25 protein-coding genes are annotated in these 22,129 nt (G+C 56.8%); 15 read left to right on the plus strand and 10 right to left on the minus strand.

Annotated features, from left to right (window positions below):
• The first annotated feature begins 11 nt into the window (after positions 1-11).
• From NJQ98_RS17480 to NJQ98_RS17490, 3 genes are all read left to right on the plus strand, one after another.
• Positions 12-1,271 carry a multicopper oxidase domain-containing protein gene (locus NJQ98_RS17480; RefSeq protein ID WP_220619805.1) on the plus strand — a complete coding sequence of 420 codons (1,260 nt, stop codon included), beginning with the start codon at positions 12-14 and terminating at the stop codon, positions 1,269-1,271.
• Position 1,272: 1 nt separating this feature from the next.
• Positions 1,273-2,523: a ZIP family metal transporter gene (locus tag NJQ98_RS17485; RefSeq protein WP_220619806.1), complete on the plus strand. Its 1,251-nt coding sequence runs from the start codon at positions 1,273-1,275 to the stop codon at positions 2,521-2,523.
• Between the two features lie 105 nt (positions 2,524-2,628).
• A complete protein-coding gene (locus NJQ98_RS17490; RefSeq protein ID WP_348533585.1) occupies positions 2,629-2,970 on the plus strand; it encodes a cupredoxin domain-containing protein in 342 nt (113 codons plus the stop codon).
• 46 nt (positions 2,971-3,016) lie between these two features.
• Here NJQ98_RS17490 and NJQ98_RS17495 read toward each other — a convergent pair whose 3' ends face one another.
• Positions 3,017-3,535, minus strand: coding sequence for a winged helix-turn-helix transcriptional regulator (locus tag NJQ98_RS17495; RefSeq protein ID WP_262181072.1), 519 nt, complete (start codon positions 3,533-3,535; stop codon positions 3,017-3,019).
• Complete coding sequence (locus tag NJQ98_RS19160) at positions 3,532-3,870, minus strand: DUF7471 family protein (RefSeq protein WP_220619809.1); 339 nt, start codon at positions 3,868-3,870, stop codon at positions 3,532-3,534. The genes NJQ98_RS17495 and NJQ98_RS19160 overlap by 4 nt, the downstream gene beginning before the upstream one ends.
• A 170-nt stretch (positions 3,871-4,040) precedes the next feature.
• On the opposite strand from NJQ98_RS19160, the gene NJQ98_RS17500 reads away from it, so the two are divergent.
• From NJQ98_RS17500 to NJQ98_RS17515, 4 genes are all read left to right on the plus strand, one after another.
• Positions 4,041-4,628 (plus strand): methyltransferase family protein, encoded by a 588-nt coding sequence (locus tag NJQ98_RS17500; protein WP_262181073.1) that lies wholly within the window; start codon positions 4,041-4,043, stop codon positions 4,626-4,628.
• Positions 4,629-4,705: 77 nt separating this feature from the next.
• Positions 4,706-6,025 (plus strand): DUF7405 family protein, encoded by a 1,320-nt coding sequence (locus NJQ98_RS17505; RefSeq protein ID WP_262181074.1) that lies wholly within the window; start codon positions 4,706-4,708, stop codon positions 6,023-6,025.
• The gene (locus NJQ98_RS17510; RefSeq protein ID WP_220619812.1) at positions 6,012-7,073 is read left to right on the plus strand and encodes an iron transporter; all 1,062 of its coding nucleotides are present in this window, start codon (positions 6,012-6,014) and stop codon (positions 7,071-7,073) included. The genes NJQ98_RS17505 and NJQ98_RS17510 overlap by 14 nt, the downstream gene beginning before the upstream one ends.
• Positions 7,074-7,304: 231 nt before the next feature.
• The gene (locus NJQ98_RS17515) at positions 7,305-8,375 is read left to right on the plus strand and encodes an iron transporter (protein ID WP_262181075.1); all 1,071 of its coding nucleotides are present in this window, start codon (positions 7,305-7,307) and stop codon (positions 8,373-8,375) included.
• A 63-nt stretch (positions 8,376-8,438) separates the two neighbouring features.
• On the opposite strand, the gene NJQ98_RS17520 is transcribed toward NJQ98_RS17515, so the two are convergent.
• Entirely contained in the window at positions 8,439-9,950 is a 1,512-nt protein-coding gene (locus NJQ98_RS17520; protein WP_220619814.1) for a hypothetical protein, read from the minus strand.
• The gene (locus tag NJQ98_RS17525) at positions 9,934-10,200 is read right to left on the minus strand and encodes a DUF7410 domain-containing protein (RefSeq protein ID WP_220619815.1); all 267 of its coding nucleotides are present in this window, start codon (positions 10,198-10,200) and stop codon (positions 9,934-9,936) included. Before NJQ98_RS17525 ends, NJQ98_RS17520 begins: the two co-directional genes overlap by 17 nt.
• A 481-nt stretch (positions 10,201-10,681) precedes the next feature.
• Between NJQ98_RS17525 and NJQ98_RS17530 the strand changes: the two genes are divergently transcribed.
• The 5 genes from NJQ98_RS17530 (at position 10,682) to NJQ98_RS17550 (ending at position 15,909) form a co-directional block, all read left to right on the plus strand.
• Positions 10,682-11,086, plus strand: a complete 405-nt coding sequence (locus tag NJQ98_RS17530) for a DUF7541 family protein (RefSeq protein WP_220619816.1) — start codon at positions 10,682-10,684, stop codon at positions 11,084-11,086.
• 332 nt (positions 11,087-11,418) lie between these two features.
• A complete protein-coding gene (locus NJQ98_RS17535; protein WP_262181077.1) occupies positions 11,419-14,103 on the plus strand; it encodes a heavy metal translocating P-type ATPase in 2,685 nt (894 codons plus the stop codon).
• Position 14,104: 1 nt separating this feature from the next.
• Entirely contained in the window at positions 14,105-14,542 is a 438-nt protein-coding gene (locus tag NJQ98_RS17540) for a DUF7996 family protein (protein ID WP_220619818.1), read from the plus strand.
• Positions 14,543-14,563: 21 nt separating this feature from the next.
• On the plus strand, positions 14,564-15,499 hold the full coding sequence (locus NJQ98_RS17545) for a cation diffusion facilitator family transporter (protein ID WP_142980629.1): 936 nt from the start codon (positions 14,564-14,566) through the stop codon (positions 15,497-15,499).
• 26 nt (positions 15,500-15,525) lie between these two features.
• On the plus strand, positions 15,526-15,909 hold the full coding sequence (locus NJQ98_RS17550; RefSeq protein ID WP_142980653.1) for a SpoIIAA family protein: 384 nt from the start codon (positions 15,526-15,528) through the stop codon (positions 15,907-15,909).
• Here the strand turns inward: NJQ98_RS17550 and NJQ98_RS17555 are convergent.
• The 6 genes from NJQ98_RS17555 to NJQ98_RS17580 all read right to left on the minus strand — a co-directional run bounded on the left by NJQ98_RS17555 (position 15,906) and on the right by NJQ98_RS17580 (position 19,925).
• Positions 15,906-17,243, minus strand: a complete 1,338-nt coding sequence (locus NJQ98_RS17555) for an arylsulfotransferase family protein (RefSeq protein ID WP_142980628.1) — start codon at positions 17,241-17,243, stop codon at positions 15,906-15,908. The two genes, NJQ98_RS17550 and NJQ98_RS17555, sit on opposite strands and share 4 nt — an antisense overlap.
• Entirely contained in the window at positions 17,240-17,806 is a 567-nt protein-coding gene (locus NJQ98_RS17560) for a hypothetical protein (protein WP_142980627.1), read from the minus strand. The genes NJQ98_RS17555 and NJQ98_RS17560 overlap by 4 nt, the downstream gene beginning before the upstream one ends.
• A 64-nt stretch (positions 17,807-17,870) precedes the next feature.
• Complete coding sequence (locus NJQ98_RS17565; protein ID WP_142980626.1) at positions 17,871-18,149, minus strand: DUF7521 family protein; 279 nt, start codon at positions 18,147-18,149, stop codon at positions 17,871-17,873.
• Complete coding sequence (locus NJQ98_RS17570; protein WP_142980625.1) at positions 18,146-18,523, minus strand: winged helix-turn-helix domain-containing protein; 378 nt, start codon at positions 18,521-18,523, stop codon at positions 18,146-18,148. The genes NJQ98_RS17565 and NJQ98_RS17570 overlap by 4 nt, the downstream gene beginning before the upstream one ends.
• Before the next feature lie 151 nt (positions 18,524-18,674).
• Positions 18,675-18,902: a transcriptional regulator gene (locus NJQ98_RS17575; RefSeq protein WP_142980624.1), complete on the minus strand. Its 228-nt coding sequence runs from the start codon at positions 18,900-18,902 to the stop codon at positions 18,675-18,677.
• A 60-nt stretch (positions 18,903-18,962) separates the two neighbouring features.
• Positions 18,963-19,925, minus strand: a complete 963-nt coding sequence (locus NJQ98_RS17580) for a transcription initiation factor IIB (protein WP_142980623.1) — start codon at positions 19,923-19,925, stop codon at positions 18,963-18,965.
• Positions 19,926-20,097: 172 nt separating this feature from the next.
• On the opposite strand from NJQ98_RS17580, the gene NJQ98_RS19025 reads away from it, so the two are divergent.
• The 3 genes from NJQ98_RS19025 to NJQ98_RS17590 all read left to right on the plus strand — a co-directional run bounded on the left by NJQ98_RS19025 (position 20,098) and on the right by NJQ98_RS17590 (position 22,129).
• Entirely contained in the window at positions 20,098-20,613 is a 516-nt protein-coding gene (locus NJQ98_RS19025; RefSeq protein ID WP_142980622.1) for a COX15/CtaA family protein, read from the plus strand.
• A 105-nt stretch (positions 20,614-20,718) separates the two neighbouring features.
• A complete protein-coding gene (locus NJQ98_RS17585; RefSeq protein ID WP_262181084.1) occupies positions 20,719-21,705 on the plus strand; it encodes a thioredoxin domain-containing protein in 987 nt (328 codons plus the stop codon).
• The gene (locus NJQ98_RS17590; RefSeq protein ID WP_220619819.1) at positions 21,686-22,129 is read left to right on the plus strand and encodes a disulfide bond formation protein B; all 444 of its coding nucleotides are present in this window, start codon (positions 21,686-21,688) and stop codon (positions 22,127-22,129) included. Before NJQ98_RS17585 ends, NJQ98_RS17590 begins: the two co-directional genes overlap by 20 nt.

Raw genomic sequence — 22,129 nt, forward strand, 5'->3', positions numbered from 1 at the left:
CGGAGGAGATCATGCCATCGATAGATTACAATAGCGCAGCAGACATCACAAAACGGCTTGAGGAGCGATTGGTCGAATCACTCACTGGTGAAACGAGTGTCAGTCGCCGCACGGTCCTCGGCGGGCTCGGTGTCGCTGGGAGTGCAGCTGTCGGACTCGGGAGCTCCCGGGCAAGTGCCACCCCCGATCACGACAATGGGGATGAACACGGTAACTTCGGAGCGGTGGGCGAATATCGTGATTTGAACTTCGACCCGCACGAGTTCCTCACTGCGTTCAATACCGGAGAGAGCGGACAGGATAACGTTCCCCAACAGGTCTACGAAGAGGACGGCCGAACCGTACGGGAATTCGAATTCACTGCCGTCGACACGACGATAGCAATCGCGCCGGGCGTCGAGTTCTCGGCATGGGCGTACAACGGCCAGGTGCCGGGGCCGACGATTCGCGCCGTCGAGGGCGACCTGATCCGCGTGAAGTTCACGAATTTGGGACGACACGCGCACACGATTCACCCACACCTGAAGAACCTCAACCCGCGAATGGATGGGATCCCACAAAATGGGCCTGGCGTTCTCGATACGGGTGAGTCATTCACGTACGAGTGGATCGCACAGCCCGCCGGTACGCACTTCTATCACTGCCACTCGCTCCCCCTGAAAGAGCACATCCACCGCGGACTCTACGGCACGATCATCGTTGATCCGGACCCTGAACGCGTTAGGGAGAGCCCACGCGAGTACGTCAACTACCCGGGCCCGATTACTGATGATTTCCGAGAGCAACTCGTCGCTGAGGCGAAGAGTCGTAACCACGAGTACGCCGAAAACGACGCCGTCAACGAGATGGTGATGGTGATGAACTCGTTCGATACCAACTTCGACGGCGGAAACGAGGTTTACGCAGCGAACACGCGGGCGTTCGGATACGGCGTCGGTGCTACCGATGGCAACGGCAACTGGACGGCGGGCGAGACCAAACGCCCCATCCAGATCGACAAGAACGAACGCCAGCGAGTGTACCTCTCTAATGCGACGGAGTTCGATCTCATCAATTCGTTCCACACACACTCGCAGTTCTTCGACTACTACGACCATGGGACGACCCTGACGCCGACGAACAAGACTGTGGACACGATTATGCAGTGTCAGGCCCAGCGCGGTATTCTCGAGATCGACTACTCGGATCACGAGCCCGGGCTGTACATGTTCCACGCCCACCAGTCTGAGTTCGCCGAACTCGGCTGGATGAGCTTCTTCGAGGTGGTCTAACATGACGGACAAGACACGGAATTCGACAACGGACGGTGGTGTTCCAGCCGAGGAAGAAATTACACGACCGCTTGGCCTTCCGAGATGGGTCAGCGCGTTACTCCCAATCGTGTTGCTCGTGCTCGTCTTAGGCGTGTTCGCGTTCACGTCCCCGCTCGCCGGAGTACAGAGCGGCGAACCACTTCCCGACGTGACGATCACGCACACGACGCTTCCGAGCGACGAAACGGTCGTCCTGCACGTGACGAACAACGGGCCCGAATCTGTGACGATATCACAGGTTCTCGTCGATGAGGCCTACTGGGATTTCCGAGTCGAAGGAGCCGGTGGTGACCAAACACTCGCCCCGATGGAAAGCGCACAGATCGTGATTCCGTATCACTGGAATCCAGGGTGGGATCTCGACGTCACTCTCGTGCTCTCCGACGGAGCGACATTCGATAACACGATCGTCGCGCCGAGCCAGTCCCCCGGGTTTAGCCTCAGTCTGCTTGGGACGCTCGCAGTCATCGGACTGTTCGTCGGCGTGATCCCGGTCGCCTTAGGGATGCTCTGGTTCCCCTACATCAAGACGATGAGCGATCGGTGGCTACACGCCGTGCTCTTGTTCGCGGCTGGCGTACTGGGCTTTTTGGCGTTCGACGCCGGGTTCGAGGCGTTCGAACTCGCCGAACGAGTTCCGGGTGCGTATGAGGGCAACCTCTTGATCGTCTTCGGAATATTCGGCGCACTCCTCTTGGTACAGGCGATCAGTGCGTGGCGTGAGGGGCGTGTCGCCGCTGGTGATAAACAGGCGAGTAGCGGTCTCTGGATCGCCTATCTAGTCGCTGTCGGGATCGGTCTACACAACCTTGCGGAGGGGTTGGCAATCGGGAGTTCGTTCGCACTCGGGCGTGTGTCGCTCGGCGCATTCCTCGTAATCGGGTTCATGCTCCACAACGTGACGGAGGGTCCGGCTGTCGTCGCGCCAGTCGCCCGAGGAGAACGTCCGGCTCTCAAGCACTTCGCCGCGCTCGGCGTAATCGCCGGCGCACCAGTCATCCTCGGTGGCTGGATTGGTAGTCTCGCATACTCGCCGACGATCGGTGCCTTCTTCCTCGCGATCGGGGTTGGTGCAATCCTACAGGTTGACTGGGAGATCGCGCGAATGGTTCGCGACGCCGGCGGTCGGGTGGCGAGTGCGACGAACCTACTCGCATTTCTGCTCGGTCTCGGCATAATGTACGTGACCGACCTCTTCGTGGCGCTCTAATCGGCACTACTCATCTCTGTATCAATGACACCCGAATTCTACGATCGGCGGACGGTATTGCGACTCAGCACTGCCACCCTAGCGACGCTCAGCACGGCTGGGTGTTTGAGTGGGCAGACGTCGTCAGGCCAGACCGTCACGATGCCCGACAACCTCACGTTCGAGCCGAAGACTGCGACGGTAGAAACGGGGGAGACGGTAACGTGGACGAACGAGAGCGAAATCAAGCACACAGTCACAGCATATGAAGACGAGATTCCGGACGAGGCCGCGTACTTCGCAAGTGGTGGCTTTGAATCAGAGCGGGCTGCGAGGAATCGGGTCACCGAGGGGCTCATCGCTCCGGGTGAGAATTACGAGCACACGTTCGAGGAACCAGGCACGTACGGGTACTTTTGTATCCCACACGAGGGGTCCGGAATGGTCGGGACGGTTCGGGTAAAGTAATCGAACAATCAAGTTCCCGTTCCAACGAAACACGTCCGCAAACTCGTCACGATCCCTCCGCTAGTAGATTATCGACGAGGCGGGTGAATCGGTCGATCATCCGATCGGACAGCGAGGGTGTAATCTCTTCGAGGAGACGAGCGGTCTCAATCGGCTCGGCTGCGACCAGCGTCACGTGATTATTGGCATCTCGGTGTTTCTCGATGAGATTCTGCTCCGTCAAATGATTCAAGTGCCATTCGAGGGTTCCCCGAGCAATCCCGAGTGACTCTGTGACAGCGTTCGGTCTGGATGGCCCCTGTTCGAGAACACAGAATAAAATATCGCGTGCTGTTTCCCGGCGAATGACAGCGATTGCTCCCCGCTCCCACGCATCATATTCAGGTGTGTAATAGTGGGTCCGGCCATAGAGAGGCAGTTCCACCACTCTCCCTTGATTCTGGAGTTCCCTGAGATGGTACTGTACCTGTCCCGGTGCAAGGTCGAGTCTCCGCGTGAGTGCGTTGAAGTGTTCTCCAGGATGGATGGCAATATACTCGTGAATCCGGTCACGTTGGTGTGTCATGTGTCCAAATTGGTCTCGTTCGAAGTGGTTCGAGAGTGATAGACCGCAGCAATAACGAGCGCAACAAGAATAACATCAAGTCCGTGTTCGAGTAGGTGATGTTCGGCGTGTGAAAACAGGCCGACGATGGTGATCCCCGCAACTGCAGAGCGTCCAAAAAGGGCAGCTAGCGCAACGACAACTAACAGATATGGACGAGATTGGCGCTGAACGAACGCGCCGATCGCTAGTCCCAGAAGCACCGCTGTACCGGCAGCCGCGATGGTGAGCACCGCGAGCAACGGAAGGGACCACGGATCGATGAACCCACTATGAAGTGGGATAAATCCCGCCATGTGGGCTGAATTTGAAACGCAGTTACCTGAGAACGTCGATTCGAATTACCCCCGGATGTTAGAATTATAGCGAGTGGGTGGTGGTTCCAAACTTCTTCTGAGGGGGCAGTCTCTGGGCACGAACCACGATTGACTCACTTTTTTGTCCTGCACAATCACCACATAAACATATGTACTCGTTCTCAGATCGCGCGCTGCTGACGGCAGTCGTCGCGGATGTCACGCTGATTTTCGGGTACGCCATCAGTGCGGTTCATCCTGACCGTCGAGTGTGGCCCATCGGCGACAGCTCGTGGCGGTGGTGGTTCAATTGGTCAGCGCTCTCCGTCGTGTTCGCTGGGTTTCCCGTGCTGGCCGCGCTTGATCGGGATTCATTCATTTTCACCGAACGCTGGAGCAAACTCGCAGGTAGCGGTATCGCCGCACTCGGTATGGGATTTGCCCTCTCAGCACTCTTTGAACTCGGGTGGATGGAAAGCAGTGGAAGAGAAGGGGAGCTTCGGACGGACGGTATCTACCAGTACACGCGCAACCCACAGAGCGTAGGATTCATTACGTTCATCGTCGGCGCGATCATCGCAGTGAACTCCAGGAAACTGGCTGTACACGGCGTCTTGACCATCCTTGTGTACGCACTGTTCCCGTTTGCCGAAGAACCGTGGCTGCGAGAGCAGTATGGCCAGGAATACGATGAATACCGCGAGCGGACCCCCCGATTTATCGGGTGGAACTTGGTGAAGAAGCTCTTCACCAGATAGTCCGCTACCGGCCTTGAGGGGAGGATTCAAGAACTCTACCAGAACCGCTTTTCCGTTGACTTCCTAATTGCCGGGTAATGAGTGATGAGAGAGGTATCCCTCGCCGAGAATTCCTCAAGTCGGCCATCGCTATCGGAGGAACAGCGGCATTTAGTGCCTGTCTAGGCCGTGAAGAAGTCGATGTCCCGACGGGCCCGGACGATCTCTCGTCGTATCCACAACGTCAACACGCTTGGAATGAGGTCCTCCCACGGGACGACCATGGGAACATCATCGCTCCGAGCCATCGTGTGCTTCTCTATTTGAATTACCGACGAGACGGGCAACCGAACGAAGACGACCGCGACCAAGTTGAAACAGCTCTCCGTGGCATCGAACACGCCTACGAGCGAAGCGGGGACGGGTTATTGCTCACGGTGAGTTATTCTCCGGCATACTTTTACCGATTCGACGACTCGCTTCCCGACGACGTTGACCTCCCCGATCCGGAAGCACTTGCTCCGTTTGAGGAACCCGAGTTCGATACGCCCGATGCGGTCGTCCATCTCGCAAGTAACACGGCACAGGTGGTGCTCGGTGCCGAAGAAGCCCTCAAAGGGAACAAATCGACCCTCAACGGTGTCGATCAGCCTGACGCTGCACTGACCGATGTCTTCTCACTCGCCGACCGGCGAACTGGATTTATCGGGGATGGACTCCCGGCGGAGAATGCAGACGATGCGGAGGGTGTTCCGGCCGACAAAGTCCCGGAGGACGCACCCCTGTTTATGGGATTCAAATCGGGATTCAAATCGGGATTCAAAAAGAACCAGGCCAGTGAAGACCGTGTCACGATCCAGTCGGGGCCGTTCGCCGGTGGCACGACTCAGCACATCTCCAAGCTCCAGCTCAACCTCAACCAGTGGTACAATCAGGACGATCGTTGGCAGCGTGAGGCGAAGATGTTCTGTCCGTACCACGCCGAGAACGACGTCATCGAGGGGGCTGGAGACAATCTCGGGACCAGCAGCAAAATCGACGACTGTCAGCCGACGGATGAAACGGCCCGCGAGATGGGCGTCGTCGGCCACTCTCAAAAATCCGCCCGCGCTCGCGACGACGATGACTCACCGCTCATCCTTCGGCGTGACTTCGATTCTACCGACGGTGGAGCCGCTAGTCTCCACTTTTTAGCGCTCCAGCGACGGATCACCGACTTCGACGACACGAGAGAAGCGATGAACGGAACTGATGTTACCGAGCAGTCGGCCGTCGGTCAGCGAAACAACAACGGCATCCTGCAGTACATCCGTACGGAGCGTCGCGGTAATTTCCTCGTCCCCCCGCGATCGTTGCGCGCGCTGCCGCCTGGACAGCCGGCTGGGGACGCACAGGAGGTGACGCATGAATCGTCGTGACGTACTTCGAGCGGTCGGGGGCACGTCACTCATAGGGCTCGCGGGGTGTGCCGGCCTGTTCGAGACGCGATCAGCGCGGGCACCACCGCTCCCCGAGAACCGGCCGGACGCAGTATACTATCCGACCCACTATGAGGGCATGAAAATGCCCGGGATGAAGGAACAGGGCGGGTACAGGTGTGCGATCACGTACTCGTATGCGCACCGGTTCTGGCTGATGAAGCCGAATGGGATCACGAAGGTCGAGATTCAACCCGAGGATTCGATTCATCTCATGCCGGTCGTTTGGGAGACACAGACGGGGATTATCCCACCCGATATCAATCCACAGCTCACGATTACACAGAACGGTGAGTCGATTGATCAGTTCGCGCCGTGGCCGATGCTCTCCCAGCCGATGGGTTTTCACTTCGGTGATAACGCACAACTTCAGGGCGACGGCACATACACTGTCGAGGTCAGCATCGGCGGGCCGTCGACGCGACGGACCGGCTCGCTGGCCGAGAACCAAGGAAACACATCGTTCACGTTCGAGTTCGAGTTCAGCGAATCGACGCTCAATGAGATCTCGTACACGGATATCCCCGACGACAAGGAAGGCACGAAGGGTGCTGTCGACCTGATGGACATGGAGATGTTACCGAACTCGCAGGTGCCGACACCAGACGCACTCCCCGGCGACGTGCGTGGCTCGGAGACGAGCGGAGACGCGAAGTTCGCGATTACGGTCGTCGAAGACGCGTCGCGTTTCGGTGGTGACGAGGAGCAGAAGTACCTCGCTGTGTCTCCGCGCACGCCTTACAATCGGACCATGCTGCCGATGATGTCACTATCGGCAACACTACAACGCGACGGTACGTCGGTATTCGACGGAATTCTGCAGGCAACCATCGATTCAGATCTCCGCTATCACTATGGGACGACGGTTGCGGACGTACTGACGGGAGATGAACTGACGATCACAGTCGATTCGCCCCCACAAACGGCTCGCCATGAAGGATACGAGACAGCCTTCGTTGATATGCCAGATGTGCAGGTGACGTTGTAGTTTCAAAGGTGTCTTTAGAAATCCAATCGAAGCCAAACCCATGGAAGAGAAACACCTCTTACTGGCGGCGTTACTCGGCGTCGTCTCACTACTGGTACTCACCGGATTCGTCGTTCGCCTGGCGTAGACAGTCACAAAGTGACCGAGGCTGGCAGTTTCAGATACTTCCGGTTGATGACAGCGAGGTCGACTCAATATGAACCAACCAAACATACCATCGCAGATGGGACGATGAATCGACGAACGTTTCTCAGACAGGGAGCCGCCCTCTCGGGAGGACTGCTGCTGTCTGGTTGCTTGGGTCAGCTCGGGTTCGAGACGCAGTCCGCGTGGCGTGATCCACCGCTGGTGGAGGATCGACCTGACGCAGTCTACTATCCGGCAATCATCGAAGGGATGGGAATGTACGGAACGACGACGGCCGGCGATCTCGGATTTGCACTGATGCATTCCTTCCCGCACCGTTTCTGGAATCTCACTGGCTCACGAAAGACGAAAGTCGTCGTTCAGTCGGATGATTCGGTGCATCTGATGGCGAGTGTCTGGGACACCGAGACGGAGACGATCCTCCCGGTCGACGTCTCTGTCGAAATCAGTAACAGCGACGGTCGAGTGTCTTCGACCAACCTCTGGCCGATGATTTCGCCGAATATGGGGTTCCACTACGGCGACAATATCGCGCTTCCGGGGGAAGGACAGTACGATGTGACGCTCCAGGTCGGCCCCTTGCAGACAGCTCGTACGAATCCAATCGACGGGCGATTTACAGAGGGACAGTCTGCCACGATGCAGTTCACGTTCGATACGGATGAGACGTACAATTTGGAGATTCGCCGGTTAGGCGACAAAGCCGGTACCCGTGGGACAGTCGATCTAATGGACATGGAAATGGTCCCTGAACCGGTCGTACCGACAAAATCCGAGCTTCCTGGTCGACTTCTCCACGAAGGGCAATCCAGTGATGCGACGATACTCGTTGCTCTCGTTGACGGTGACCATCGGTTTAGTGATAGTGACGGTCCCTTCCTGATCGTCTCTCCTCGAACACCGTACAATCGCGTGATGCTCCCGAGGATGGCTCTTTCAGCAACACTCGACCGAGGAGGGGACACAATCACACAAGGGACACTCCAAGCGTCCCTCGATCCCGACCTCGGGAGTTTCTATGGGATGGGTCTCGATGAACTCGAGACGGGCGATACGGTCAGACTCACCGTCGAGACACCACCCCAACTGGCGCGGCACGATGGCTACGAAACCGCATTTCTCGATATGGATCCGGTTGAGTTCACTGTCGAGTGAAGTTCCGAAGGGTGGCTTCTGTCAGCCAGTGTGCGACCAGCTGTACCCTCGAATCCACCAGAATCAGGGTAGATAAGGGGGCGTCGCTCCTGGAAGTGAGAGAATCCAGAGGCTAATGACGGTGTAACCGATCATCACAAGAATGAATGGGTACTGGCTCCGGATCGCGACGAGACGACTCGAGAAGAGTTCGTAGGCGGTCGCGTGCGCTGCCCAAATAGCGAGGAGATGCCCAACGAGCACGTAGGCGATACTCAAGCCCTCGAACCATCCAGGTGGAGACAATGTCAGGGGATTCGCTGGAGGCGACAGTGGGGAGACAATCGCCATCCCTAGAGCCGGACTGAGGGATACGGCCAGTCCAGTGTAGTGAGCGAGGTGATATCCCGCTGCGATAGCCAATAGCGAGGGTGCAAACCGAAAGGCGATGCGTTTCGCTGAGATGTATGTCCCAGTCCGTCGCCGAGAGAGTACGCCAGCATACCAATACGCGCCGAAGAAAACGACGTAGCCACTGACGAAAAGGAGCGTGTAGATGAGGATCGCACGAATTTGTACAGCTCCCACTCCGATATTGGAGTGGCTGACGAGTGTCTCGATAGTTGCTGCGCCCGTCTGCGTCGTGATGAAGCCACTGTACGTGAGTTCCCAGATTAGCGCAATGACGAACGCAACATCGGATGTGTCAGTGATTACGTCTGCGTTGGTCAGGTCACTACCGGGCAGTTTTACAGTAAGCTTCCCATCCCGCCGTTTTACAGGGGCGACAGCCCCGAAGAATCGGAACAGGACGGATAACGGATCTGCGTTCCCGAACCATGCGTTGGGACCGACGAGTACCGCGCCTGCGATTGTGACGACACTGTAGCCGAGGATCGCAATCGAAAGAACGGACGGAATCGTGCTGACAGGAAAAATCACCTCAACCCACACGAGAAGTAATAGGCCACCAACAGCTGGCCATCGGGCTAATCCTTCTGGATACGTCCGGAATCCAGTTGGAAGTAGCGAGACGATTCCTCGCCAGGGGTTCAGCACTGGCCAGAGATTGCCTCCGAGATACGTGAGCATCGGCAAGCCTGCACGAACGACGACGAACGTGACCAAGATGGTGAAACTCGCTGTCGGGAGTTGAGGGCCCGTCACTCCGAGGTACACTGCCAGTCCGAGGACGACGATCCCGAGTCCACGTCCGGTCCACACAACAGGTGTTCGCCAGTCATCAATCGTTGGGCCAGGAACCGACCAGCTGTGGAGATAACGGATAAACGCCCGATCAGTGACGAAACTCGCCAGCAAAGCGGAGGCTCCGATTGTGGCACCACCGGTGGCAAGGTACAGCCATCGGGGAACGGCGAGGGTATCCCGTGGCTGCTTCGAGAGCGTCATTCCGTTCCCGGCAGCGACTGTTTCGGTAAACAGCGTCAATACCGAGACCCAGGTTACAAACTGAATCAGGAGTCTGAGCTTTGTGTTCGATACGACCCAATTATGAAGCCTCGACTCTAGCCCTGAGTCTGTGTCTCCCTCCCTGCGTGCTCCAGAATTCGTGTCTGAGTCAGGCGACGATGGCATATAGCATTAAGAAACCGAAGTATAGGAGCACAAGGGCTCCAAGTGCTTTCAGACGCAGCGTGCGTAACTCGTCTTCTTCGTCCGCTCTGGCAGAGAGGAACGCGTCTTCCTCGTCGGCATCCAACTCTTGGGGATGTTCTAAGCCTTTGTGGAGGACGAGGCGGTCGGTCGTTGGGAACGGATGCCCACAGTAATCACACTCCCCTGCAGGAGAGTCACGCTGTGGAACCGTAGTGCCTTCGTATGACATACTCTCGAAAGCTGTTAATCGGCCGTAGGCCAGTCAGCGTTGAAACCGTTCTGGTTCGACGTTCGAACTTCTCCGCTCGTATATCGACTTACGTGGCGATATCAGCGGGCAGAATGGTCGGCTACAACAGATCTACTAGCGAAGAACGAAGCTGTACAAACACTCCCTTTGACGGCGTTGAAGTAGCCTTTTGTTCAGAGTGGTTGTCCTCGGCCGGGGACTGACTCTTCGCTTCTCGCTCTTCTTCGTAGGCGTCGCAGTAGATGCACATGAAAAAGAGTAGGCAGAGCGTCTCTATAAAACCATTTGACCGTAAGATGGGATATCGCGGAGAATTAGGATGAAGAAGCATTACCGGCTTAAGAGTGAGACGTTATATCGCACGAATATTAACTAACGTCTGAATCACAGCCATATTCTATTAACGATGAAGGGATCAATAACAGCCGATTTATTATATCGTGAAACTCAATTCGAGATAATGAGCGATCCATCTGACTCGGACGCAACCTTCACCGGGTCGAGTCCATGGCCACTCTTCGTCGCGATTGGATTTGCTCTCTCGGAGGTCGGTGTTGTTCTCGGCCTTCGTCCTGTATCCGTTGCAGGACTTTTGTTGTTCGTAGGGTCTGTTGCTGGCATTCTTACGGAGGCGGGGTATATCTCTGGCCCAGCGAAAGCTGCAGGTATTCAAGGATTCGTCCTCATCGGCATCGGAATCCTGTTGATCACAGAAAATCAGATTGGGACAACAATCCGTGGTCAATCGATTGCTATCGCTGGCATCATCTGTCTCGTTGGCGCAGCTCTCTGGGTCGGCTTCGTTCGGAAGAAGACCCGCGCCAAAATGTCGAAGACCGAGACACCGGAAACAACATCTGATTGAGCGACAGTACCGTACTACAATAATATTCGATACCACAAGAGAGAGATCACGTTCGTGGTTCTACTTGCTATCAGAATCAGGAGGGGACGATACTGAATCCGGTGAGTACCAGTGGTGATGTGGTCAGCGTCGGTCTCACCGTGTGTGAAGTCCGTACCTTCTCCTCGGGATCAAACACGGCGAGTATCGAGCAATTCGGACTTAGGTCCGGAGAATGGGACGGATTACCGGCCGAATTAATAACTCGGCCCGAATATTTTATTAGAGACTGCCATAATAAGGCCGTTTAGTAGCAGTCGATTTAATAAGTCTGTAGTAGCTAGCGGTATGTAATGACCTCACCTGACGAGGAATCCCACGATGGAAGTGGTGAACCACCGGATCACACCCACGACCACGGAGAGGATTCTCACGAGCAGGCTCATACACATGACCACGAGCACGAGGAGCACGAGCATATCCGGCACACAGGACAAGACGGTGATGACGTTGCCCAATCGATAGATCAAGGGGATGTTGCACAGTTCTCCGTTCCGGAGATGGACTGCCCATCCTGTGCAGGAAAGGTCGAAAACAGCGTCGGAAAGCTGGACGGAATCAATAGCGTCGATCCACAGGTGACGACGGGAACACTGACGGTTTCGTACGACCGCGAGCAAACGAGCGCCACCGCAATAGCTGAACGTGTTGAAAAAGCTGGATACACCGTCGAGAACACTGGCGAAGTGACCTCGAAATTCACCGTCCCAGAGATGGATTGCGCTTCGTGCGCGGGTAAAATCGAAAACGCCCTCAACCGGGTCGGTGGAGTCACAACATACGAGACGCAGCCGACGACCGGAACCGTCGTCGTCACGTACGATTCGTCGCGGGCTGGGCAAGCTGATGTCATCGACGCGATCGAAAGCGCTGGGTACGAGGTCACAGCCACGACAGGTGACGAATCAGGACGGCAGGAAGCGGGCGGAGAGCGCGAGGGTATCTGGACCAGTTCGCGCGCACTCAAGACGTGGGTGAGTGGTGGATTCGTCGCCCTCGGCTTACTCTTCGAATTCTTCCTGATCGGCCAGAATATACAGATCGCAGGCCTTCTCGGTACTGATCTGCTGGTCGCCGACGTACTGTTTCTGATTGCAGTGGCCACCGGCGGCCAGGAGATCCTTCGCAACGGCTACTACTCGGCGCGGAATCTGAACCTCGATATCGACTTTCTGATGTCGGTGGCTATCCTCGGCGCACTCGTTGCGAGTCTCGTCTTCGGTGAGGCACTCTACTTCGAGGCCGCCACCCTCGCGTTCCTGTTCAGCGTCGCGGAACTGCTGGAGCGGTACTCGATGGATCGCGCCCGGAACTCCCTCCGCGAGCTGATGGACCTCTCTCCGGATGAAGCGACGGTCAAGCGTGATGGAAGCACGGAGACGATTCCCGTCGATGAGGTCGCCGTGGGAGACATCGTCGTCGTCAAGCCGGGGGAGAAAATCCCGATGGACGGGGCCGTCGTCGACGGTGAAAGCGCAGTCAATCAGGCACCGATCACGGGTGAAAGCGTCCCCGTCGACAAGACGACGGGCGACGAGGTGTACGCCGGCACCATCAACGAGGAGGGCTATCTCGAAGTGGAGGTCACCTCTGAAGCCGGTGATAATACGCTTTCGCGCATCGTGGAGCTGGTCGAAGATGCACAGTCGAACAAGACCGAACGCGAGCAGTTCGTCGAGCGCTTCTCGACGTACTACACACCAGTCGTCGTCGCCTTCGCCATCCTGACGACGGTGGGAAGCCCATATGTCCTCGGCACAACCTGGTCCACGGCCGTCGTCTACGGGCTGACGCTGCTGGTATTGGCCTGTCCCTGTGCGTTCGTCATCTCGACGCCTGTCTCGGTGGTGTCGGGAATTACGAGTGCCGCGAAGAACGGCGTCCTGATCAAAGGCGGTAACCACCTCGAAGCGATGGGTGCGGTCGACGTCGTCGCGTTCGATAAGACGGGAACCCTGACGAAGGGTGAGCTCACCGTCACGGACGTCGTTCCTCTGAACGGGAATTCGGAGGAGGACGTGCTCCGGTGTGCACGGGGACTCGAACAACGGAGTGAACACCCCATCGGCGAGGCGATCGTCGCCGAAGCCGGCAGCGCAGGGGTCGCCGAGCGCGAGATCGATGACTTCGAGAGCATCACCGGCAAGGGTGTTCGTGCCGACCTCGACGGGACTCCACACTTCGCAGGCAAACCGGGTCTGTTTGAGGAGTTAGATTTCGATCTTTCGCACGTTCACGCGACGACCGACGGTGGCGTCGTGACACAGACAGCCCGGCAGATGTGTGACCGGAACAACTGTCTCGATCTCCTCGAAGAGACCGTTCCCGAACTCCAGGCTGAAGGCAAGACCGTCGTCCTCGTTGGGACCGAAGACGAACTCGAGGGCGTCATCGCGGTCGCCGACGAGATTCGGCCGGAAGCGAAGCGAACGGTGACGCGACTGAAGCAACTCGGTGTCTCCCGAACGGTGATGCTGACGGGGGACAACGAACGGACTGCCCGCGCGATCGCCGACCAGGTCGGTGTCGACGAGTATCAGGCCGAACTACTCCCCGAAGAGAAGGTGGCCGCGATAGAGGAACTCGTCGATGAGTTCGATGGGGTTGCGATGGTCGGTGACGGCATCAACGACGCACCGGCGCTCGCCACCGCCACAGTCGGTGTGGCGATGGGGGCTGCCGGGACGGATACGGCGCTGGAGACCGCGGACATCGCCTTGATGGGCGATGACCTCGCAAAGCTCCCGTACCTCTACGAACTCGCAAACGATGCGAACGGTGTCATCCGGCAGAACATCTGGTCGAGTCTCGCTGTCAAAGCCGGGCTGGCCGTCGCAGTCCCGTTCGGATACGTCCCAATCTGGCTGGCGGTCCTCGCTGGCGACGCCGGGATGACGACGGCCGTTACCGGGAATGCGATGCGACTCTCTCGAATTACGCCAGACACAGACACCGAAACCAACGCTTCGGAGGGGTAAGATGGGTGCTGAGAACGAGGGAAATGCAACATCCCATACGGAGTCAGATCAGCAGGAATACCCGTTCGGACTCTCGTCTCCGCAGTTTGCTGTCCTCGTTGTGCTCGTTGGGCTCATCGGTCCCGGTTTGCTGGTATACACCCTCGAACAGGCGAATCTCTCTGCCGTAGCTGATCTCGTGTGGATCGTCGGCTATGGTACAACCATATTTGTCGTTTGGTACATCTGGCTTCGTCCGCTCGACTTCAGTGGCTCCTCCGCCCAGGATATATCGCTCACCGAGGAATCGGAAGATTCCGACACAGCAGCTGAGGAACGGGATAGCGAGTCTGACTCCTCGGATCGTACTGAATCCTCTACGGAGGATTCGACGTTGGCGACTGAAGATAGGTCGGAGGAGTCTACTCAGGAATCCTCAGATTCCCCGGAATCGAAATAGCACTCCCTCCAACGTGAATGTATGACGCTCCACGAGCACGCACAAGAGGATACGGCAGAACACGAACACCCGTCTGAAACAAGTGGTAGTACGCGTCGGCTTGCGCTCGTCGCGGTCGTGAATTTCCTCGGATTCGTCATCGAACTGGCTGGTGGACTCCTGTTCGGGTCGGTCGCGCTCATCAGCGACGCACTCCACATGCTGTTCGATATGCTTGCGTACGCGATGGCGTTTGGCGCGAGCTACACCGCCGAACGGTTCGAGGGTGGCGAGGCGTGGTCCTACGGTCTCCACCGACTGGAGCCGGTTGCGGCCTTCCTGAACGGCGTCTTGCTCCTTCCAATGGTCGGATACATCGTCTGGGAGTCCTACCAGCGGTTCCTTGAGCCAGTGGCGATCAATCCAGAGTTGACGCTGATCATCGCGACGGGTGGACTGCTGGTGAACATCGGCTCCGTGTACGTGTTGCAGGGTGGTGAGATGAGTCTCAACGAGCGCGGGGCGTTCTACCACCTGCTCGGTGACGCCGGTGGCTCTGTTGCGGTAATCGTCTCGACCGCCGCCGTCGCAGTGTTCGACCTCCCTATCGCAGACCCTGTGGCGGCCGTACTCATTGGGCTGCTGGTACTCGCGTCGGCTGGGAACGTCCTCCGGGAAAGCACCTCGATCCTGCTGGAACGGAGCCCGGTGTCGTCTGAAGAACTCCGGGATGAATTGACGACACTCGACGGCGTCGACCAGATTGAGGATCTCCACGTCTGGCAAGTCTGTAGTCAACTCACCGTCGCAACCGTCCGGCTCACCGATACGTCGACCACACTTGAGGAGCAACGGACAATTCAGTCACAGGTCCACAACCATCTCACGGATCGAGGAATCGACCATGCAACCGTCGAGCTCGTCGGGCATACCGACCCAGATACCGACCCTGTCGGTACTACGAATCACTCCCACTAGCGATGTCCCACACAGCACCCAATCGAATGTTCGAGGTGTTGGACGAGACGAACGAGAACCTCATTGCGATTCGCGTCGGGCAGGGCACGCGAACAGGCTATCAAGAGCTGTACTCGCTGCTCGTCGAAAAGAGTGACCAGTACGGGCACATCCACGTGTACGAGGAAGTTCCGAACTGGACGTTCAGGACGTTTCTCACACACCTCCACGGAGTGGTTCCCGATCTCCGGTACGGCCCTGACTTCGATATCGACCGGTACGCCGCAGTCGGCGATACACGATGGGCGAAACTCTTGTTCGACTGGTGGTATGCAATCCGGCCGATCTGGCCAGTTGCTCCCAACGAAATGCGATACTTTGAGGTCAAGAAACGCGAGCAAGCTCTCAACTGGCTTCGAGAGGAAATTTAGTTACGAATTCGGTTACCTCCGCCGACGGCGATGAGGAGTGCGGAGACAAGCGTCAGTCCGAGTTGTGGTTCCCGGAACCAGAACGGCGTTGAGGGAACGACTGCCCGAAGCCCGACCAGTAGTAGTGAGAGGCCCGGCACGCCGGCGTCAGGGCTGTCGACGCTGCTGCCGTTATTCGTGTAGGTCGGGGCTCCGACAGGCTCGCCATATGGCAGCCGGTCGGCTTCGTATGGGATACGCTCTGTTCGAACGCTCCAGACGACAGTCCCGGATTCGTCGACCTCTACGAGTCGCCGATTGAGGGTGTCGGTGATGAGCGTGTTTCCGTTCGGGAGGCGATCTGCATCCCGAGGCCAATCTAATGCGACCCCCTCTACCTGATCTACGGCCCACGCTGGCTCCCACTCACCGGTCTCCGTTCGATGGAGTTCGACGACACGGTCGTTCTCGCTGTCAGCGACGAGGACAGCACCATCACCGAGCCACTGGGGGTTGTGCTGGTGGTTGAGCACGTCGGGGTCACCACATCGAATATCGCCATCACTGTCATAGTCGGCTAGCTGATCTGACTTCCGACAGTTGGCATCGTTTGAATCGGTCGTGTCCTCGTTGATGACGTCGACGACGCCCTCACCGCGTTCGATGACGAGAAGTTGGTTGGCATTCCGTACTGAGACGAGATAGCGCCCGGTGCTGATGACATCCACGTCGTTGATGTGTAGCCAGTCGGTCGTCGTCGGATCTTGTGGGGCGTCGTAGAACGAACTCGCATTCCACTGCCACGTGACTTCGCCGTTCTTGACAGTAAATATACGCTCGTACTCCATATCCGTCACGAGGTATTCTCCTGTCTGAAGTCGTTCGACATCGTGGACTTCGCTGTTCTTGTTCGTTCGGACCGGGAAGCTATACTCCGAAAGCACCTGTGGGTCTTGTCCGGGGTCAATGACTCGGAATCCCGTTCGGGTACAGGGAGATTCGTACGGTCCGCACGAAGTATATCCGCTATCCATAAACCCAGCTAACACTGTTCCGTTCTCCGATTGTGTGACGTCGAAATAGCTATCAGCACTCGATTCACGCCAGGTAGTGTTCGTACCGTTGAGAAGGTAGACGCTGCCGTATTCGTGCCAGCCCGGGCCACCCCCCTGAGACCCGACTAACGTATGTGGCTGGTAATCGAGTTTCGTTGTTCGGTCTATTGATGGGGCAAGCGCTGCACTCACGGTGAAGGTACCTACTAGGAGAATGATTCCCCCGACGAACAAGAAGGTGCCAAGGGAGATAGATGAGATCCGATTCCAAATTCTTGAAACTCCAGAACGATCAATCATTGTCTCTTGAGACCATCAATGTTCCAAATCCCTTTCGACGAACGAAGTCTAAATGTTCCCGACTCAAATGACTGTGATATAATCTGTTGAGATGGAATCCTCTCAGATTTCGTGGAAGGCTCCAAATTAGCAAAATCAATAGTTATCTCCTTAATCAGTGTATACTCGTCAGCCGCCTCAACGTAGGTTAGCGTATATTTTTGAGCCGGATCGACGCCATACTGTTCGCCTGAGCCATTCAGTTCAGAGGTCCAAACCTGCATCTCGTCTTCAGATAGGTTACGCCAGTTGGTCATGTCATCGAGAACTTCTTGATAGGTAGTATTAACTGCTGAACAGGAGCGTCGCCAAATGATAATACTGAGTGAAACTCCAATAAGCGGGAATAATATAAAAACAACAAGAGCATACGAATCGACCACCCATGCAAGCGGGATTAAGAGTACGCTGGCCAGGACAAAACTGGCCACAAAATATCGAATCAATATGTCTATTGGGTTCCACGCCTGTTGCCACTGCCGATGCGAGATATCGGTTTTTTCTGGAATCGTGATGCGGTGCATTAGCTGAATTCTCGTTCGGGGTTAGTTCTTGGAATTAGCCCCAGAGTTAGATATTGAGCCACGATCATTGCTGTATGTGGAGAGAGTACATGATGACCGCGAGGCCAAGGGCGACGAACAGGCTGTTAATGAGAACGCCGAGGGCCAATCCGACAGAAAAGAACTGATTGGCCACGCCAGTCAGGATTGCCCCGAGTGTGATGATACCGAACCCGACACCAAGGACGCGTAGCGAGTCCTCACCCGTCCGTCGATAGGCTTTAAATGCAATGTAGGTGATCCCGCCACCGAGAAGCAGAATTACAAATTTGACGACTGCAATCGCCGTGATGACGCCGTTCATACTTCGTCCCCCATCATCGACCAGATATCTGCAAGCCGTTCGTCGGTAGATTGCGGCGGTCGGTCGACACTCACCGAAAACGTCCCTGTGTCGTCCATAGAGATTGTGACGTCCTCGAACGACCGCTCGTAGTAGGTGACCCGTCCACCTCCGGGGTTGATCGTCTCCTGTTCTCGAACGAGGGAAGCGGAACTGAGGAGTTCTAATTTTCGATACAGCGTCGACTTGGGGATGTCACATGCGTCGAGGAGTTCGTTCGCAGTCATTGGTTCGATAGTTTCCTGGAGAATAGCCCGACACGCGGGATCATCCAGCGCATCAAGGACATCTTGTACCTCCGGAGTGTCCTCGGACGACACTGAATCATCTCCCATTATTCGATAATACGTGGTCCTCGGGATATGGTGTCCGATTGCTGGAGAGGCATCCCATTGGTCCCACGAACTCAGTCGGGATCGTGGTTCCAGAATCATGACGGCCGATCCATCGAAAGAGGGGAGACATGGTGACACAGTTGTGAAGCGGTTATGAATCGTGCTGAATTTCGAGTCGTTGTTCGCCTGCGTCTGTGATCTCGTAGAGACCCCTCCCCAGTGGAACAATACAGCCCTCACTATGGAGGTGAGCACACGTTTGGTCAATGGTGATCGGGTGTCCATCGACGGCGTTAGTGATCTCCATCACATGGCACGGTGACTCTTCCACGAGCAGCTCCAATACTTCGAGCTCGGTCTGTATTGAGAACTCGCTCATGGTAAATATCGTGTCACGACCCAATCAGTGGCCGAATTTCGCCCGGCAGGGGCTATCCGGTCAGTCATGCTGCGCATACACCTCGAGAAGCTCTTGGTATCGGTTTCGGATCGTGACTCGACTGACGTGGGCGACCTCACTCACCGTCTCCTGTGTGAGCTGCTCGTTCGTGAGGTGGGTCGCAGCATACAGAGCGGCAGCCGCCAATCCAGCTGGACTCTTTCCACTGTGGACGGCATTATCTGTAGCTACCTCAAGCAGTTCTCGAGAGCGCCGTTCTGCTTCGTCGCTCACGTCAAGCGAGGACGCGAATTGGGGAATGTATTGCATGGGATCCTCTGGCTCGATCTCCAGCCCAAGTTCTCGGGACAGATATCGGTACGCTCGCTGGATCCGGATTTTCTCGACACGGCTGACATCGGCGAACTCCGTAAGCGGCCGTGGCATTCCATGCTGTCGAGCAGCCGCGTACAACGACGCCGTCGACATGCCCTCGATCGAGCGACCTGGGAGCAGGTTCTGCTCTACAGCACGCCGGTACAGCACGCCTGCAGTTTCCCGAACCGATTCCGGAAGTCCCAGAGCGGAAGCCATGCGGCTTATCTCCCCGAGCGCTTGCTTGAGATTCCGCTCGTGGGCATCCTTCGTCCGGAACCGCTCGTCCCACGTCCGGAGGCGCTGTAATTGAGCACGTTTGCGACCGGAGACAGCCTGTCCGTAGGCATCCTTGTCCTGCCAACCAATAGTCGTACTCAGGCCCTTATCATGCATCAGCTGCGTCGTCGGAGCACCGACCCGACTCTTTTCATCGCGTTCGTCCGACGTGAATGCACGCCACTCCGGGCCGTGGTCAATTGGATCATCTTCAAAAACCAACCCACAGCTTTCGCAGGTCGCCTCACCGCTGTCGCTATTCAGGGTAATATGGCCCTGACACTCTGGACAGGTGTTGTCGTTAGCAGACTTCACCTCACGGTCGCGTTCATCTATTGATCGTTCCTGGGTATGTTCTTGAGCCATCATACTATCGGCGTATAGGGGGTTTCCCTACAAACCGTGGGTCTTCTTAACAGTGCCGTGGGACGGCTCCTCAATGAATAGCAGGCGGTGTCCCACTCGCTGGGAATCCGGCCTAACACTTTGCCTCCAAGACATCAACTAGTCACACCGCCAGTCAGCGTCCCTACCCAATATTATGTCTCAAGCCCGACTCCGCTGGCACGACGTGCGAGCTACGATTTCAAGGATTCCGATCGGGTACAGACATATCGCCGGCTTCACGCTACTAGTGACGTATATCGTGATGCTTCTCGGAGCTTACACTAGTGCAATCGGTGCTGGACTTTCCTGTCCTGATTGGCCGACCTGCTACGGGACGTGGGTCCCCTTCCTCCAACCCGATATCATTACTAACTCGCCATACTCTGCACTCCAAATCTTCGCAGAGTGGGCTCACCGTGGACTGGCGATGACGGCCGGGGTTCTGATCGTCGCCACGACTTTGGGAGCGTGGGTGACACACCGGAATACCCCGATTGTCAAATGGTCGGCCACGGCTGCTCTTGTCCTGCTTCCGTTACAGGTTATCCTCGGAGGACTGACCGTCACGGAAAATCTCCAACCGATCATCGTGACGACTCATCTCGGCGTGGCAATTCTTATTCTCCTCTGTCTCCTGACGACCTTCCTTGTCACATATCTCCGCCGCTGATGACACCTTCCGTATAAAATAATGCCACAGACACCGACGATTCAGCTCACTACGAGAGCACAACACGGAGCCTATGAAATCTGCCACCTGGAGTAGTGATCACGAATGACTGCCCATACCTGCCCGATCTGTACAGATCAGTTCGAAACAGCTGGAGCAGCGCGTGACCATACATGGAACGATCACAGCGCCTGCCACTATTGTGGTGAACAACTCGGTGACGAAACCGACGAGCAACTCTACAGACACTGGCTCGCCGCGCATCCCGACGACCTCTCACGTGTGGACTACAAACGGGCCGATACAGTCGTTGATTCAATCACCTTCTCAGAGCGGCTCTCCGAGGGAGGTGTCGGAGCTGCTGTTGGAGGACTGACCCGCCGGCAACTTCTCCTCGCCGGTGGTAGTGCCGCCACTGCCGGTCTCGTGATCGGCGCCACCGCTCTCTCTACCGATACGGGTACTGAACCGGATGGCGGTGCGAATGCTGGAGGTGAGGGGGGCGCCGTCGCCACTGCCCCGATTCCCGAATCGTCGAGCGATTTCCGGTATGCGACGATGGGGTCCGCTGATGCTGATATCACGGTAACATACTTCGGGAGCTGGAAGTGTCCGTACTGCGCCCAGTTCAGTACGGGGATGCTCTCACAGCTCGTGACGGACTACGTGGAACCAGGCACGATCGCGCTCGAGTTCCGCAATCTCGCATATATCGGTGGCGACCCGTTTTTGGGCCCCGATGCCCCGGCAGCTGGACAGGCCGGATTAGCCGTCTGGAACACCGACCCAGCCTCGTACTGGTCGTTTCACGAATACGTGTTCCGGAATCAGCCACCCGAAAGCGACCAGTGGGCGACCGCCGAGAGATTGGTCGAGTTTGCGCAGTCGGCAGGCGTCTCGGAAACTGCGTCGATCCGCACGGCGATCCAAGAAAAGCAGTACGACGACGCGCTGCGGGCGACTGACAGGGCTGCGAGCGATGCCGGTGTTGACGCCACACCCACGCTCCTCATCAATGGCACGACGGTCAATCCACTCGGAAACGAAGAGCGAACAAGACAGTTGATCGAAGATGCAACTGGATCAAACTGAATCATGGATGTCCGAAGGACGATTCTGGCTTGCAGGCGGGGCATGCGTCGCGGCGGTTGCGACCCTGGGAAGCCTCTGGTTCAGTCTCGGCCTCGGTCTCGTTCCGTGTACCCTCTGTTGGTATCAACGTATCCTCATGTATCCGCTTGTCGTCGTTCTCGGCGTTGCCGCCCTCGAGAGTCACAACACAGTCTGGCGAACAGTTGTGCCACTGTCCGTGGTGGGTGTTTTAATCGCGGGATATCACTCCGTGCTCCAAGCAACGACGGCCTCATGCACCTTTGCTGGCCCCTGTGCAGTCGTCCAATGGCAGGCTCCGGTGCTCGGACTCACGATTCCGAATCTCTCACTGATCGCGTTCGTACTCGTGACCATTACAGTCCTCGCTGGATCGAACCTCGTCGAACCTGAACATCAGCCATGA

It is taken from the genome of Haloarcula laminariae (assembly GCF_025457605.1).
GTDB lineage: Archaea > Halobacteriota > Halobacteria > Halobacteriales > Haloarculaceae > Haloarcula > Haloarcula laminariae.

Excerpts from the sequence above, each read along its gene's own strand:
- NJQ98_RS17480 (WP_220619805.1), top strand. The coding sequence starts at position 12 with ATGCCATCGATAGATTACAATAGCGCAGCAGACATCACAAAACGGCTT.
- NJQ98_RS17485 (WP_220619806.1), top strand. The coding sequence starts at position 1,273 with ATGACGGACAAGACACGGAATTCGACAACGGACGGTGGTGTTCCAGCC.
- NJQ98_RS17590 (WP_220619819.1), top strand. The coding sequence starts at position 21,686 with ATGCAACTGGATCAAACTGAATCATGGATGTCCGAAGGACGATTCTGG.
- NJQ98_RS17575 (WP_142980624.1), bottom strand. The coding sequence starts at position 18,902 with ATGAGCGAGTTCTCAATACAGACCGAGCTCGAAGTATTGGAGCTGCTC.
- NJQ98_RS17585 (WP_262181084.1), top strand. The coding sequence starts at position 20,719 with ATGACTGCCCATACCTGCCCGATCTGTACAGATCAGTTCGAAACAGCT.
- NJQ98_RS17515 (WP_262181075.1), top strand. The coding sequence starts at position 7,305 with ATGAATCGACGAACGTTTCTCAGACAGGGAGCCGCCCTCTCGGGAGGA.
- NJQ98_RS17560 (WP_142980627.1), bottom strand. The coding sequence starts at position 17,806 with ATGCACCGCATCACGATTCCAGAAAAAACCGATATCTCGCATCGGCAG.
- NJQ98_RS19160 (WP_220619809.1), bottom strand. The coding sequence starts at position 3,870 with ATGGCGGGATTTATCCCACTTCATAGTGGGTTCATCGATCCGTGGTCC.
- NJQ98_RS17540 (WP_220619818.1), top strand. The coding sequence starts at position 14,105 with ATGGGTGCTGAGAACGAGGGAAATGCAACATCCCATACGGAGTCAGAT.
- NJQ98_RS17555 (WP_142980628.1), bottom strand. The coding sequence starts at position 17,243 with ATGATTGATCGTTCTGGAGTTTCAAGAATTTGGAATCGGATCTCATCT.
- NJQ98_RS17525 (WP_220619815.1), bottom strand. The coding sequence starts at position 10,200 with ATGTCATACGAAGGCACTACGGTTCCACAGCGTGACTCTCCTGCAGGG.
- NJQ98_RS17570 (WP_142980625.1), bottom strand. The coding sequence starts at position 18,523 with ATGGGAGATGATTCAGTGTCGTCCGAGGACACTCCGGAGGTACAAGAT.
- NJQ98_RS17535 (WP_262181077.1), top strand. The coding sequence starts at position 11,419 with ATGACCTCACCTGACGAGGAATCCCACGATGGAAGTGGTGAACCACCG.
- NJQ98_RS17505 (WP_262181074.1), top strand. The coding sequence starts at position 4,706 with ATGAGTGATGAGAGAGGTATCCCTCGCCGAGAATTCCTCAAGTCGGCC.
- NJQ98_RS17550 (WP_142980653.1), top strand. The coding sequence starts at position 15,526 with ATGTTCGAGGTGTTGGACGAGACGAACGAGAACCTCATTGCGATTCGC.
- NJQ98_RS17565 (WP_142980626.1), bottom strand. The coding sequence starts at position 18,149 with ATGAACGGCGTCATCACGGCGATTGCAGTCGTCAAATTTGTAATTCTG.
- NJQ98_RS17510 (WP_220619812.1), top strand. The coding sequence starts at position 6,012 with ATGAATCGTCGTGACGTACTTCGAGCGGTCGGGGGCACGTCACTCATA.
- NJQ98_RS19025 (WP_142980622.1), top strand. The coding sequence starts at position 20,098 with ATGTCTCAAGCCCGACTCCGCTGGCACGACGTGCGAGCTACGATTTCA.
- NJQ98_RS17495 (WP_262181072.1), bottom strand. The coding sequence starts at position 3,535 with ATGACACACCAACGTGACCGGATTCACGAGTATATTGCCATCCATCCT.
- NJQ98_RS17545 (WP_142980629.1), top strand. The coding sequence starts at position 14,564 with ATGACGCTCCACGAGCACGCACAAGAGGATACGGCAGAACACGAACAC.
- NJQ98_RS17530 (WP_220619816.1), top strand. The coding sequence starts at position 10,682 with ATGAGCGATCCATCTGACTCGGACGCAACCTTCACCGGGTCGAGTCCA.
- NJQ98_RS17520 (WP_220619814.1), bottom strand. The coding sequence starts at position 9,950 with ATGCCATCGTCGCCTGACTCAGACACGAATTCTGGAGCACGCAGGGAG.
- NJQ98_RS17580 (WP_142980623.1), bottom strand. The coding sequence starts at position 19,925 with ATGATGGCTCAAGAACATACCCAGGAACGATCAATAGATGAACGCGAC.
- NJQ98_RS17500 (WP_262181073.1), top strand. The coding sequence starts at position 4,041 with ATGTACTCGTTCTCAGATCGCGCGCTGCTGACGGCAGTCGTCGCGGAT.